8 protein-coding genes are annotated in these 14708 nt (G+C 66.2%); 6 read left to right on the forward strand and 2 right to left on the reverse strand.

What is annotated here, in order from left to right; translation table 11 throughout:
- Window positions 1-259 precede the first annotated feature (259 nt).
- The 6 genes from VGD20_RS11245 to VGD20_RS11270 all read left to right on the forward strand — a co-directional run bounded on the left by VGD20_RS11245 (window position 260) and on the right by VGD20_RS11270 (window position 11906).
- Entirely contained in the window at window positions 260-2944 is a 2685-nt protein-coding gene (locus tag VGD20_RS11245; protein ID WP_331134530.1) for a ribonuclease E/G, read from the forward strand.
- Window positions 2945-3061: 117 nt separating this feature from the next.
- Window positions 3062-4465: a M48 family metalloprotease gene (locus tag VGD20_RS11250; RefSeq protein ID WP_331134531.1), complete on the forward strand. Its 1404-nt coding sequence runs from the start codon at window positions 3062-3064 to the stop codon at window positions 4463-4465.
- A gap of 56 nt (window positions 4466-4521) precedes the next feature.
- Window positions 4522-6126 (forward strand): thioredoxin domain-containing protein, encoded by a 1605-nt coding sequence (locus VGD20_RS11255; protein WP_331134532.1) that lies wholly within the window; start codon window positions 4522-4524, stop codon window positions 6124-6126.
- Between the two features lie 11 nt (window positions 6127-6137).
- Window positions 6138-7952: a tetratricopeptide repeat-containing sulfotransferase family protein gene (locus tag VGD20_RS11260; protein WP_331134533.1), complete on the forward strand. Its 1815-nt coding sequence runs from the start codon at window positions 6138-6140 to the stop codon at window positions 7950-7952.
- A 140-nt stretch (window positions 7953-8092) separates the two neighbouring features.
- Entirely contained in the window at window positions 8093-10543 is a 2451-nt protein-coding gene (locus tag VGD20_RS11265; protein WP_331134534.1) for a TonB-dependent receptor, read from the forward strand.
- 4 nt (window positions 10544-10547) lie between these two features.
- Window positions 10548-11906, forward strand: coding sequence for an APC family permease (locus VGD20_RS11270; RefSeq protein ID WP_331134535.1), 1359 nt, complete (start codon window positions 10548-10550; stop codon window positions 11904-11906).
- Here VGD20_RS11270 and VGD20_RS11275 read toward each other — a convergent pair.
- Entirely contained in the window at window positions 11868-13472 is a 1605-nt protein-coding gene (locus tag VGD20_RS11275) for an NAD(P)/FAD-dependent oxidoreductase (RefSeq protein WP_331134536.1), read from the reverse strand. The genes VGD20_RS11270 and VGD20_RS11275 overlap by 39 nt on opposite strands.
- On the reverse strand, window positions 13469-14683 hold the full coding sequence (locus VGD20_RS11280) for an FAD-dependent oxidoreductase (protein ID WP_331134537.1): 1215 nt from the start codon (window positions 14681-14683) through the stop codon (window positions 13469-13471). Before VGD20_RS11280 ends, VGD20_RS11275 begins: the two co-directional genes overlap by 4 nt.
- Between the last annotated feature and the right edge of the window lie 25 nt (window positions 14684-14708).

Consider the following 14708-nt stretch of genomic DNA (forward strand, 5'->3'; position numbering starts at 1 on the left):
CGCCCGCCCTGCCCGCCCGCTCATCCCGTAACAGGTTGATGCCGCATGAGGCTTGCCATGCCCTCTTCATATCCCGACGCGGGCGCTTTCGCCCCGGCCGTCGCCGGATTTGAAGACCGCATGCGCGTCCAGGACCGGACGCAGGCTCCTTTCGGCAATAACGTCTTTTTTCTTTTCACCCGTATCCGCCGCGGCCTTCCGCAAGGAGGGTTCGCGGGATTTTTTGATGGCGCGCTGAGGCGCGCTTGGAGTGTATCTAATGACCACGCGCATGTTGATCGACGCGCGGCACCGGGAAGAAACCCGGGTCGCGGTCACCAAGGGAAACCGCATCGAGGAGTTTGATTTCGAGTCCGCCGAGCACAAGCAGCTCAAGGGCAATATCTATCTGGCCAAGGTAACCCGCGTCGAACCGTCGCTGCAGGCGGCGTTCGTCGAATATGGCGGCAATCGCCACGGCTTCCTCGCGTTCAGCGAAATTCACCCCGACTATTACCAGATTCCGAAGGAAGACCGCGACGCGCTGCTGCGCGAAGAGGCCGAGCATGCCGCCGCCGCCGCGCAGCGCGCCGAGGAAGATCTCGACGAGCTGGAAGGCGATGTCGCCGACGTCGAATATCATGACGAAGACGAGAATGGCGACAGCCGTGCCGATCGCGACGATGACCGCGACGATCACGACGACCATGAAGATGGCGACGACAATGGCGATGCCGAGAATGGCGACACCGAAGAGGGCGCCGAAGGGTCGGAAGAAGGCCCAGAAGGAAATGGGGATGGCCGTGGCGACCGCCGTGGGCGCGGCCGCGGACGCGGCAACAATAATCGCAAGGGCGGCCGTGGCCGCAGCCGCCGCAACGACGACGAAGACGGCGAAAACCGCATGTCGCTGCGCCGCCGTTACAAGATCCAGGACGTCATCCGCCGCCGTCAGGTGATGCTGGTCCAGGTCGTCAAGGAAGAACGCGGCAACAAGGGCGCCGCGCTCACCACCTATCTGTCGCTCGCCGGCCGCTATTGCGTGCTGATGCCGAACACGATGCATGGTGGCGGGATCAGCCGCAAGATTTCGAACGGTGCCGATCGCCGCAAGCTGAAGGCGATGATCGACGAACTCGCGCTGCCGCCGACGATGGGCTGCATCGTCCGCACCGCGGGGATGAGCCGCACCAAGGTCGAGATCAAGCGCGACTTCGACTATCTCGCGCGCCTGTGGGACGAGATTCGCGAGAATACGCTGGGCAGTTCGGCGCCGGCGCTGATCCATTCGGACAGCGACCTCGTCAAGCGCGCGATCCGCGATATTTATCATAAAGACATCGAGGAAGTGCTCGTCGAGGGCGACGAGGGCTACAAGGCCGCGAAGCAGTTCATGAAGCTGCTTATGCCGAGCCATGCGCGGCGCGTGAAGCAATATGCCGACCCGGTGTCGCTCTATCAGCGATACGGCGTCGAGGATCAGCTCGCGGGGATGCTCAATCCCGTCGTCCAGCTGAAATCGGGCGGTTACCTGGTGATCAACCCGACCGAGGCGCTGGTCTCGATCGACATCAACTCGGGCCGCTCGACGCGCGAGCATAATATCGAGCAGACCGCGCTCAGCACCAACCTCGAGGCCGCGCACGAAATCGCGCGCCAGCTTCGCCTGCGCGACATGGCCGGACTTGTCGTGATCGACTTCATCGACATGGATCATGGCTCGAACGTCCGCAAGGTCGAGCGCGCGATGAAGGATGCGCTGAAGAACGACCGCGCACGCATCCAGGTCGGCCGCATCTCGGGCTTCGGCCTGATGGAGATGAGCCGCCAGCGCCTGCGCACCGGCGTGCTCGAAGCCTCGACGCGCCCGTGCCCGCATTGCGAAGGTACCGGCCTCGTCCGCACCGCCAGCTCGGCGGGCCTCAGCGCGCTGCGTCTGATCGAAGAGGAAGCCGCACGCGGCAAGGGCAACAAGATCACCCTGCGCGCCAGCCAGGAAGCGACCTTCTACCTCCTCAACGAAAAGCGCCGCGAGCTGCGCGAGATCGAGGAACTTTACGGCGTCACGGTCGAAATCCTGCCCGATGGCGAGACCGAGGGTGCGCGCATGGCAGTCGAGGTCAGCGGCCCGCCGCCGATCGCGCGCCGCAGCTTCGCCCCGATCGCACCGATCGAGGATGAAGACGACGACGACTATCCCGAGGACGAGGAAGAAGAGGCCGAAGAGGAAGCCGCCGAAGAGCGCCCGGCGCGCTCGCGCGATCGCGAGGAAGGCGGACGCGACCGCGAGGAAGGCGATGCCGACGGCGAAGGCCGCAAGCGCCGCCGCCGCCGCCGCCGTGGCCGCCGCGGTCGCCGCGACGACGAGGGCAATGAAATCGCTGAGGGCAGCGAAGGTGGCGAGGAGCGCGATAGCGACGGCGCCGATGCTGACGAAGTCGAAACCGCACCGACCGAAACTGTCGAGGCCGCTCCGGAAACGGACGCCGAGGAAGCCGAAGCCAAACCGCGTCGCCGCCGTGGTGGACGTGGCCGCAAAAAGGCCGATACCGTGGATGTCGCCGACGAGGCGGTAGTCGAAGCCGAAGCCGCGCCGGCCGAGGTCGTCGAAGCCGAAGCGGCGCCAGTCGCCGAAGAAGCCCCGGCCGCCGCCGAAAAGCCGAAGCGCAAGCGCGCGCCGCGCAAGACCAAGGCTGCGGCCGAAGCCGAAGCCGCCGAAGCGGCGGTCGAAGCCGTCGAGGCAGCGCCCGTCGTCGAAGCGGCGCCCGAGCCCGAAGCCGAGCCTGCCAAGCCCGCGCCCAAAAAGCGTGCGAGCCGCGCCAAAAAGGCCGTCGCGGCCGAGGCGGCCCCCGAAGCCGCCACGACGCGCGACGCCGAACCGGTCGCGGCCAATGGCGACGAGGATGGCGAAGGCCCCGACGGCGAACCGCGCCGCGGCTGGTGGCAGCGCACATTTGGCAATTAAACCGCGGCAATTGACCGCAGAAATCGCGAGCTGACCTTGCGTCCGCGCGCGCTGGCCCCCAATAAGCCCTCCATGGCTTCACTCGGGGTTCAGGCGCGCGGCGCAAGGGAGGCGGCAATGACCGCTCTCTCGTCCCAGCCCGCGTCCGGGGCGCAAAGGCTGCGCCCCGTTTTCCGTATCCTGCTGACCTTGCTCGCGATGCTGGCCGTCGCGATGCGTCCGGCGATGGCGCAGTCGATCCTGCGCGATGCCGAAACCGAGGCGCTGTTTCAGGACATGATGAACCCGCTGCTCGTCGCCGCGGGGCTCCAGCCGGGGCAGGTACGTGTCCATCTGCTCGGCGACCGCAGCATCAACGCCTTTGTCGCCGGCAGTCAGGATATTTATGTCTTCAGCGGCCTGGTCGAGGCCGCCGACAGCGCCGAAGAGGTGCAGGGCGTGCTCGCGCACGAACTGGGCCATGTCATGGGCGGTCATGCGATCCGCGTGAACGACGGCGCCAAGACGGCGACGCACATCTCGCTGCTCAGCCTGCTGCTCGGCGCCGCGGCGATCGCCGCGGGCGCGGGCGAAGCCGGCATGGGCGTCATGATGGCCGGCCAGCAGGCCGCGCTCGGCAAGTTCCTCGCCTTCAGCCGCGTCCAGGAATCGACCGCCGACGCCGCGGGCGCGCAATATTTGTCGAAGGCCGGGATCAGCGGCCGCGGCAGCCTCGCCTTCTTCAAGAAATTGCAGAATCTCGAATTCCGCTATGCAGTGAAGCAGGACGACGATCAGGCCTATGGCCGGACCCACCCGATGTCGGGCGATCGCATCCAGGCACTCCGCGAGGTCTATGTCATCGATCCGGCGTGGGCCAAGCCCGCCGATCCCGCGATCGAAAAAAGATTCCAGCGGATCAAGGCCAAGCTGTCGGGCTATATGTCCGACCCCGACCGGACGCTGCGCCAGTTTCCCGAAAGCAACACCAGCATCCCCGCGCGCTATGCCCGCGCTTATGCGTGGCACAAGAGCGCCTATCCGCAAAAGGCGCTGGGCGAGGTCGAAGCGCTTCTCGCGTCCGATCCGAACGATCCCTATTTCCTCGAGCTCGAGGGCCAGGTCCTGCTCGAATCGGGGCGGCCCAAGGAAGCGATCCCGGCGCTGCGCAAGGCGGTCACCAACTCGCGGTCGCAGCCGCTGATCAGCGCGACGCTGGGCCACGCGCTGATCGCCACCGAGGATCCGGCAAATTTCGCCGAGGCCGAGGAGGTGCTGAAGACCGCGGTCGCGCTCGACAACCAGAACCCGTTCGCCTGGTACCAGCTCGGAATCGTCTATGCGAACAAGGGCGATCAGGCGCGCGCGGCACTCGCCTCGGCCGAACGGTACAACCTCGAGGGTGGACAGTCGGGGCTCGCCCTGCGTAATGCCGAAGTGGCGATGCAGGGCCTGCCCCAGGACTCGCCCGACTGGATCCGTGCACAGGATATTTCGCTGGTGGCTCGCGCCGAGGTGGAACGCGAGCGCAAACGGCGTTAGATTCGGGTGAAGACAGGAGCGATGCATCGCCATTCCGTGATGCTCGAGGGCAATAAGTGACTGACAGAAAAGACGATTATTACCAGCCATGGCTGCGCGACCCCGCGCCGACGCCGGGCGCTCACGCGCCTGCGCCGGGCGAAGGATTGGCCAAGCCGAAAGATGAGCCCCCCGTCGGGATCGACCTGTCGCGATACAGCGCGCCCGAAAAGGCGCGCGACCCGCTGATAAAGCCCGAGGCGATCAAGGCGGGCGCGGCGAGCCTGTGGGATCGCGTCCGCGATGGCGCCGAAGCCTTTGCCGACTGGACGATCCGCGTCGGCGACCGCGCCGACATCCCCGCGCGCGTCGAAGCGATGGAGCTCCCGCGCCGCTCGCGCGAATTTGCGGCGAAGACCGGAGCGGTGGCCGCCCGCGCCGCGCGGGCAGCAGGGCGCGGCACCGCCCACGCCGGGCGAGCGGCAGCGCGGGCGAGCGGTGAAACCTGGGACAAGATGGCGCTCGGCGAAAAGGCCCGGAAACTGTCGAGCGAAGCCGGCCGCGGGCTGGGCGAAGTTGCCGGCAAGACCAAGGCTGGGGTGGTCGACATCGCCAAGGCGGGCGGCGAGAGCCTCCGCGAAGGCCTCGGCGACGCCGCCAGCAAGCTACGCCCCGCCCCGCGCGAGGAGCTGGCACCGCCGCCCTCGGGCCTTGAACAATTGCTCGCGCGCGAGGAAGCCGCTGCGCGGGCCAGCGAACATGCCGCGCCCGACCTGCCGCTGTTCGCGGGCGATGCGGCGATCGCCGCAGCCGCCGCCGGACCGGGCAAAACGACCGGCGCGATGGAGGGCGACGACCGGTCCCCGACCGCCCGGCCGGCCGTTAAAAAGCCGGCGGGCAGCAAGGCGATGTCCGCCGGACGGTTGCCGCAGGTGAAGGGAGTGGGGATGGAAGGCGTGTCAACGCGCAAATGGATCATCGGCGCCGGCGGAATATTGCTGCTCGCGCTGGTCTTCTGGCTCGGCGGCCGGCTGGGCGGCGGGATGAGCAAGGGCGAGGTCGAGACGATCGTCGCCGATTATATCAAGGCGAACCCGCAGATCATTCCCGAGGCGCTCGAAGCGCAGCGCAACGGCGAAATCGCCAAGGCGATCGATCAGATCCGTCCCGCGCTCGAAAAACCCTATGCCGGTGCCTGGGCGGGCCATGCCGACGGCGACGTCACGCTGGTCGTGTTCACCGACTATGCGTGCGGTTTCTGCCGTGCGAGCGTGCCCGACGTCGACCGGCTGATCCGCGAGGACAAGCGCCTGAAGGTCGTGTTCCGCGAACTGCCGATCATCGCGCCGCAAAGCCGCGATGCCGCGATCATGGCGCTCGCCGCCGCGCGGCAGGGCAAATATGACGCCTTCCATCACGCGATGTTCGCGAGCAGTTCGCTCGACAAGGCGGCGATCGCCGCCGCCGCCGCCAAGGTCGGCGTGGTCACCGACGGCAGCGCCGACGCGACCGCGAACGAGGCGCTGTTCCAGCGCGAACTCGACAGCAACCTCGCGATCGCGACCCAGCTGCAGCTCAACGCGACGCCGACGTGGATCGTCGGCGATCAGCTTATGCAGGGCCAGGTCGGCTATGAAACGTTGAAACAGGCGGTCGCGAAAGCCCGCACGGCGAAGAGCTGAGGCCGCGGCGCTTGGCGACCGTCACGCACGATGAAGCGCTCGCCAACGCCCGCCGCCTGCTGACGGGACAGCCCACCGCGGCGCTCGCGCAGGCGCGGGCAATCATCGCCGCGGTTCCGACATCGGCGGCGGCGCATCGCCTCGCGGCGCACGCGCTCCGCGCGCTGGATCGCGAAGCCGAGGCGCAGGTGGCGTCGCTCGCCGCCGTGGGGGCGACGATCCACGATGAAGCGATGGTCGACGCCGCGCTCGCGCTCGCCGAGGGCCGGCTCCCCGATGCCGAGGGAGCCTTGCGCCAACGGCTGCGCGAAGATGCGACCGACGTCGCGGCGATCCGCATGCTGGCCGAGGTCGCGGGGCGCATCGGGCGTTACGATGATGCCGAAAAATTACTGTCGCGAGCCTTGCAACTCGCGCCGGGTTTCGGCGCCGCGCGCGCCAATCTCGCGACCGTCTATTACAAGCAGAACCGCTTCGCCGAGGCGGCGGCGACGCTCGACGCGGTGCTCGGCGACGATCCGGACAATCCGGCGCATGCGAACCTCCGCGCCGCCGCGCTTGGCCGCATCGGCGGTTATGAAGAGGCGCTCGCGCTTTACGAAGAACTGACGCGCCGCTTTCCCGACCATGCCAAGCTGTGGATGAGCTATGGCCATATGCTCAAGACCGTGGGGCGGCAGGACGACAGCATCGCCGCCTATCGCCGCGCGCTCGCCGCCGACCCGGGGCTCGGCGAAATCTGGTGGAGCCTCGCGAACCTCAAGACGATCCGTTTCGGCGTGGACGACCGCGCCGCGATGGAAGCGGCGCTTGTCGCCGCTGAACCCGAAGGCGAAACGCGCGCCGACGACCGGCTGCACCTGCATTTCGCGCTCGGCAAGGCCTATGACGATGCCGCGGACCATGAACCGGCGTTTCGCCATTATGCCGCGGGCAACGCCATTCGTGCCGCCCAGCTCGGCTATCGCGCTGCCGAGACAAGCGCCGCGGTCGATGCGATGATCGACGCCTGCACTCCCGAATTTTTTGCCTCGCGCGCGGACGCCGGCGACCCGGCGCCCGATCCGATCTTCATCCTCGGCATGCCGCGCGCGGGATCGACGCTGATCGAACAGATTCTTAGCTGCCATTCGGCGATCGAAGGCACGATGGAGCTTCCCGATATTCCCGCGCTTGCGCTCGGTCTTGGTCGTGAGGTCCATGACGACGGGCGCCGCTGGATTACCGCGCTGACCGGAACGCCGCCCGAAAGGCTCGCCGAAATGGGCGCGACTTTCCTCCGCCGGACGGCGGTGCAGCGCAAGACCGACAAGCCCTTCTATATCGACAAGCTGCCGAACAACTGGCTCTATATCGCCTTCATCCGTGTCATCCTGCCGAATGCGAAGATCGTCGACGCGCGGCGCCATCCCCTCGACTGCTGCTTTTCAAACTTTCGCCAGCATTATGCGAAGGGCCAGGCGTTCAGCTATGGCCTCGCCGACGTCGGCGCCTATTATCGCGACTATGTCCGCCTGATGACCCATATCGATGCGGTGCAGCCGGGCCGCGTCCACCGCGTGATCCACGAGGCTTTGCTCGACGAGCCCGAAGCCCAGGTGCGTGGGCTGCTGGGCTTTCTGGGCCAGCCGTTCGAGGACGCCTGTCTCGCCTTCCACAGCAATGCGCGCGCAGTACGCACCGCGTCGAGCGAGCAGGTGCGCCGGCCGATCAACCGCGACGGGGTCGGGCAATGGCGGCCATATGACGCTTGGCTCGGCCCGCTCCGGCAAGCGCTCGGCCCGGTCCTCACAGCCTACCCTGCCGTTCCTGCCGATCTCGGCTGAGACAAGCGTCTAATTCGTTGCCTTTGGGCAACAGCGGACGACATTTTCTTGTCTCCGCCGCCTTGCCCCGACAACAAAGCTTGCGCTTGCGCCGCGCCGCGTCATTCTCCGTCACATCGCTGTCATTTGAGGGGGGTCTCATGCGCAAATTTACCGCGGTACTGGCAAAGGGCGGCGCAATGCTGCTGGGCAGCACGATCCTGTGCACGTCGGGGACGGCGCTCGCACAGCAAAACACCACCGACGACGATCGCGACATCGTCGTCACCGCGTCGAAGCGCGAAGAAAATCTGCAGGACGTGCCGCTGGCGATCACGGCGATCGGGACCGAGCGGCTCTCGGAACTGCAGGTCAAGGAATTCCAGGATGTCGTCAAATTCCTGCCGTCGGTGACGATCCAGACGCTCGCGCCGGGTTTCAGTCAGGTCTATTTCCGCGGCGTCGCGTCGGGTGAGAACGCCAACCACTCGACCTCGCTGCCGACGGTCGGCACCTATCTCGACGAAATGCCGATCACGACGATCCAGGGCGCGCTCGACATCCATGCCTATGACTTCGCACGCGTCGAGGCGCTCGCGGGGCCGCAGGGTACGCTGTACGGCGCAAGCTCGATGGCTGGCACGATCAAGCTCGTCACCAACCGGCCCGACACCAGCGGCACCTATGGCTCGGTCGGGCTCGAACTCAACAGCGTGGCGCACGGCGGCGTCGGCGGGGTCGCCGAGGGTTTCATCAACGCCCGGCTCAGCGACCGCGCGGCGCTGCGCCTCGTCGGCTGGTACCGTCACGATGCAGGCTATATCGACAATATTCCGGGCACCCGTACCTATCCGATCCTCAAGCGCCTGCGCGACGATGAGGGCAATGCCATCGAGGATGAAGACGGCAACCCCATCTTCATCAATCCGCCCGGTGACGATATCACCCAGAATAATGCCGATTTCGTCGAGAAGAATTACAACACCGTCGACACCTATGGCGGGCGCCTCGCGCTCGGCATCGAACTCGACGACGACTGGACGATCCGCCCGACGTTGATGGGCCAGATCCAGAAAGCGAACGGCAGCTTTGCGCAGGAACGCTCGGCCGCGGTGACGCGCAGCCTGCAGACGGTGCAGTATAATCCCGAACGCAGCGACGATAAATGGATCCAGGCCGCGCTGACGATCGAGGGCAAGATCGGCAATTGGGACCTGACCGTCACCGGCGGTCACCTGCGCCGCAAGACGCTGACCGACAGCGACTATTCGGACTATGCCTATTTCTACGACGCGCTCAATGGATCGGCCGAATATCTTTACGACAACAACGGCGACCAGATCAGCCCGAACCAGTATATCGAGGGCATCGACCGCTATCGCCGCAACTTCGGCGAAATCCGCGTCGCCTCGCCCGCCGACGCGCGTATCCGTTTTATCGGCGGGCTGTTCTATCAGCGCCAGTCGCACAATATCGAGCAGAATTATATCATCGACGGCCTGTCCGACGATCTGCAGGTTCCCGGCACCAACGACGATATCTGGTACACCAAGCAGCTCCGCGTCGACCGCGACTATGCGGCGTTCGGCGAACTCAGCTTCGACATCACCGACAAGCTGACACTGACCGGCGGCGGCCGTCTCTACAAGTTCGACAACAGCCTCGTCGGTTTCTTCGGCTACAACAACCCCGGCTTCAGCAGCAACCCCGTCTATGCATGCCAGGGGCCGCCGATCGTCGACGGCTCGCCGTGCACCAATCTCGACAAGCGGACGAAAAAGACGGACTTCATCCACAAACTGAACCTGACGTACAAGTTCACCGACGATGTGATGATGTACGCGACGTGGTCACGCGGCTTCCGCCCCGGCGGGATCAACCGGCGCGGCTCGCTGCCGCCCTATGGCTCCGATACCCTCGACAATTATGAACTCGGGTGGAAAACGAGCTTTGGCCCGGTCCGTTTCAACGGCGCGGTCTATCAGGAGGACTGGAACAATATCCAGCTCTCCTTCCTCGGCGCCAACGGCCTCAGCGAGGTCCGCAACGCAGGTATCGCACGAATCCGCGGGATCGAGGCCGACGTCAGCTATCGCTCGGGTGGCTTCTCGCTCGGCATGGGCGGCAGCTACAATGACGCGACGATCCGCCGCGACTTCTGCGCAATCGCCAATGCGACCTTCGACTGCACGACACCGGACAACAGCGAACTGGCCCCGGCGGGTTCGCGACTGCCGGTGACCGCGAAGTTCAAGGGCAATGCCGTTGCGCGCTATGAATTCCCGATCGGCGGAATGGACGGCCATGTCCAGTTCGCGGTCAACCATATCGGCAAACGGCGGTCGGACCTTCGCACCCTCGAAAACGACATCGTCGGCGATTTCAAAGCCTATACGACCGCCGATTTCAGCATCGGGGTGAAGGGCGAGGGATGGAACGCAGAACTGTTCGCAACCAACCTGTTTGACAGCCGCGGCGTGATCAACAGCGCGGTCCAGTGCGGCGAAACGGTGTGCGGCGACGCCGATGGTGTCACGGAAAATGGCGGGGTCTTCTACGACAATGTCATCCGCCCGCGCCTGATCGGGATCAAGGTCAGCAAGGATTTCTGACCGGGTGACCGACACCGCAACCAACAGCGAAGGGCCGGGCCAAAAGCTCGGCCTTTTGATGTGCATCGCACTCGGCATGGGCAATATGATCGGATCGGGGGTGTTCCTGCTCCCGCGCGATCTCGCCCCGCTCGGCTGGAATGCGATCATCGGATGGGGCGTATCGATCGCGGGCACCCTGTGCCTCGCCGTCGTCTTCGCGCGGCTTGCCAGACGATTGCCCGAAGGGTGCGCCGCCTTCACCTATGCCGCCTCGGCTTTCGGCCCCGGAACCGGCTTTATCGTCGCGTGGAGTTACTGGATCAGTTGCTGGACCGTCGTCGCGACGCTGGCGGTCGCAGCGATCAGCAACATGTCGATCCTGATGCCGTGGCTCGGCGAGAAGGGCGCGGCGCCGGCGTTGATCGCCATCGGCTGCATCTGGTTCTTCACGCTGGTCAACCTGTTCGGCGTTCGCCGCGCGGGCGGCGCGCAGCTGCTGACGCTCGGGCTCAAGCTGATCCCGGTCATCGGCGCCGTGCTCGTCGGGGTCTGGGCGCTCGGAACCGGCACGGTTCCACCGCCGACCATGGCCGGCACACAGCCGGTCAGCCTGTCGGGCGTGAGTTCGGCGGCGACGCTGACGTTGTTCGCGCTGCTCGGTTTCGAAAGCGCCTGCGTCGTCAGCGATCGCGTCAAGGATCCCGAACGCACGATCCCGCGCGCGACGGTGATCGCGGCAGCCGCGGTCGGCCTCCTCTACCTGCTGTCGTGCACCACGGTAACGCTGCTCGTGCCGATCGAAACGCTGCATCAGTCGAACGCCGCCTATGCGACCTTCTTCTCGCGGCTCGTCAATCCGGCGGCGGGCGATATCGTCGCGCTGTTCGCCGCGATTGCCGCGCTCGGCGCGCTCAACGGCTTCGTGCTGTTGCAGGGCGATATTCCGCGCGACCTCGCGCACCGGCGCCTGCTCCCCGCCGCCTTCGCGCGCGACAATAAATTCGCGTCGCCGTGGATCACCCAGATCGTGTCGAGCGGGCTCGCGAGCGTGATCGTCTATGCCAATTATTCGCGCGGACTCGCCGACCTTTTCGCCTTCATGGTCAAGGTGACGACCTCGACCGCGATCATCCTCTATATCGTCGGCGCCGCCGCCGCGCTGCTGCTCGAGCGGCGCGGCGCGATCAAGGTTTCGGCAGGCTTTGCCGCGGCGACGATCATCGGCTTCCTCTACAGCGCCTGGGCCTTTTACGGCGCCGGGCTGGAAGCGAGCCTTTGGAGCCTTGCGATGACTGCCGCGGGCCTGCCGATCTACCTTGTCATGCGGCGATCGGCGTCGGCCTCAACGCCATCGGGGCGCGAAGAAGCTCCGGTCGCGTAGGATCACCTCGGCGGCATTGTGGCCCGGCGCGCCGGTAACCCCGCCGCCCGGATGCGTGCCCGCGCCGCACATATAGAGTCCCTTCACCGGCCCGCGATAGCCGCCGTTGCCGAGCAAGGGACGCGCGGCCCACAGCTGGTCGAGGCTCATATTGCCGTGCATGATGTCACCGCCGACGAGCCCGAACTTGCGTTCGAGCCCCTTGGGCGAGAGGCGCGTCTGGGCGATGATGCTGGCGCGAAAACCCGGCGCATGTTTTTCGACCGTGTCGATGATGGCATCGGCCGCCGCCTCTTCCTCCTTGTCCCAATCGCGACCGTCCGGAAGCTCGGGCGCGAACTGCTGGCAGAAGAGGCTCGCGACATGCTGGCCCGGCGGGGCTAGGCTGTCGTCAACGGTCGAGGGGATCAGCATCTCGACGATCGGCGCCTTCGACCAGCCATGCTGCTTCGCGTCGAGGAAGGCGCGGTCCATATAGTCGAGCGTCGGCGCGAGGATGATCCCCGACTGGTGATGCTCGCCCGGTTCGGGCAGGCAGGTGAATTTCGGCAGTTCCGACAGCGCGACATTCATGCGGAAGGTGCCGCTGCCCGCCTTGAAGCCCTTGATCCGGCGTTCGTAACCCGCCGGCAGGTCGGACGCATCCATCATCCGCTCGTAAAGCAGCTTCGGGCCGACATTGGCGATCACGCGCGCAGCGGCGATCTCCTCGCCGCCGACAAGCTTCACGCCGACCGCCTTGCCGCCGTCGACAAGCACCTTCGCGACCGGGCTTTCGAGGCTGATCTCGACGCCGAGGTCGCCGCACACCTTCGCCATGATCTCGGTGATCTTGCCCATGCCGCCGACGCTGTGGCCCCACGCGCCCTTCTTGCCGTTCACTTCGCCGAAGACGTGGTGAAGGAGGACATAGGCGCTGCCCGGCGTGTCGGGACTCGCATAATTGCCGACGACGGCGTCGAAGCCGAAGGCCGCCTTGACCGCTTCGCTTTCGAACCAGGCGTCGAGCATCGTGCGCGCCGACTTGGTGAACAGGTCGAGCACGTCGCGCTGCTGTTCAAGGCTGAGCGTCGCGAAGCGCCGCCCCTGCCGCGCGCCGTCGAGAAGCGTGCGGAGACCCTCGCCGACATTGGGCGGAACGCGCAGCGCGAGGTCGCGAAGCAGTTCGGCGACATTTTCGAGCGCGTCATAATATTGCGGCAGCACCTCGGCGTCGCGGGCCGAGAACTTGCGGAACTCGGCCTGCGTGCGTTCGAGGCCCCCGCCGAGCTTCAAATAGCCGCCATCCTCCTGCGGCAGGAAGTTGCTGATCGGGCGTTCGATCACGCGATAGCCGTGATCGGCGAGCTTCATGTCGGCGATCACCTTGGGCTGGAGCAGGCTGACCGTGTAGCTCGCGACCGAATTGCGGAATCCCGGCGCGAACTCCTCGGTCACCGCGGCGCCGCCGACGACGTCGCGCGCCTCGACGATGCGGACCTTGAGGCCCGCGCGTGCGAGGTAGAAGGCGCAGACGAGGCCGTTGTGGCCGGCGCCGATAATCAGGGCATCATAGGCTTTGGTCATTGGAAATCTTTCGCAAGCGGGGATTGGACATGCTGGCGGCCGAAACCGAGGCCGAGGATCCGGCCGGGAATGCGGCGAAGCAGCGGGATGGCGTCGAGCAGGCGCACCGCGAAGGGCACGCGGGTGATTTCGCCGCGCAGCATCGGTTCGATGACGCGCTGATGCGCGAAACGCTGGATCGCCTGCATACGCGTCGTAGGTTTCCAGCGCCGTTCCTGCACCTTGGCCAGCAGCGGGTCGGGATCGGCGCCCGCGGCGAGCGGTGCGGCGAGGATGTTCGCGGCCGCGACCGCATCCTGCACCGCGAGATTGATCCCGACGCCGCCGACGGGCGACATCGCATGCGCCGCGTCGCCGAGCGCGAGCAGGCCGGGACGCGACCAGCGCGTCAGCCGGTCGAGCGCGACCGAGAGCAGCTTGACGTCGTCGAAGCTCTGGATCGCGGCGATCCCGGCAGCAAGACCGGGTGCGATTTCGACGATCCTGTCGCGAAAGGCCCCAATGCCGCGCGCCTCGATCGGCGCGAAGCCGTCCTTTTCGATGATCTGCGCGCATTGCCAATAATCGCCGCGCGGGATCGCGACGACCATGCCGCCCTTGTCGATCGTGCCGAGCGCAACCTCGGACATGTCCATGCCGGTCGGGACCGGAATGCGAAACCACAGCACGTCCATCGGCGCGCCAAGGTCTTCGAGCGGCAGGTCGGCGGCTTCGCGCAGCACCGAGCGGCGCCCGTCGGCGGCAATAACGAGCCGCGCGGGCAGCGTCTCGCCGCTCGCCAGCGTCACGCCCATGACGCGATTTGCCGCGTCGTAATTCAGCCCCGTCGCCTCGGTCGACATGCGGAGGTCAAAGGTCGGATATTTCCGGCCCTGCCCCGCGATGAAATCGAGCAGGTCCCATTGCGGCATCATCGCGACGAAGCGCGCCGCCACGGGCAGATGCTTCATCGTCGCGATCGTATATTGGCCGCCGAGCAGGTTCAGCGTCATCGTGTCGATCGCGGCGTGCGGTTCCGCGAGCAATTCCTCGAGCAACCCGATCTCGTTGAACAGTTCGAGCGTCGAGGGATGCACGGTATCGCCGCGGAAATCGCGGAGGAAATCGGCGTGCTTTTCGAGGATCGTGACGGGTACGCCGGCGCGCGCGAAGAGCAGACCCGCAACCATGCCCGCGGGTCCGCCGCCGACGATGACGACCGGATCGCTCATACTCCCCTCCTCCCGTACAAAGCGG

Origin of the sequence: Sphingopyxis sp. (assembly GCF_036402335.1) — a bacterium.
Lineage (GTDB): Bacteria > Pseudomonadota > Alphaproteobacteria > Sphingomonadales > Sphingomonadaceae > Sphingopyxis.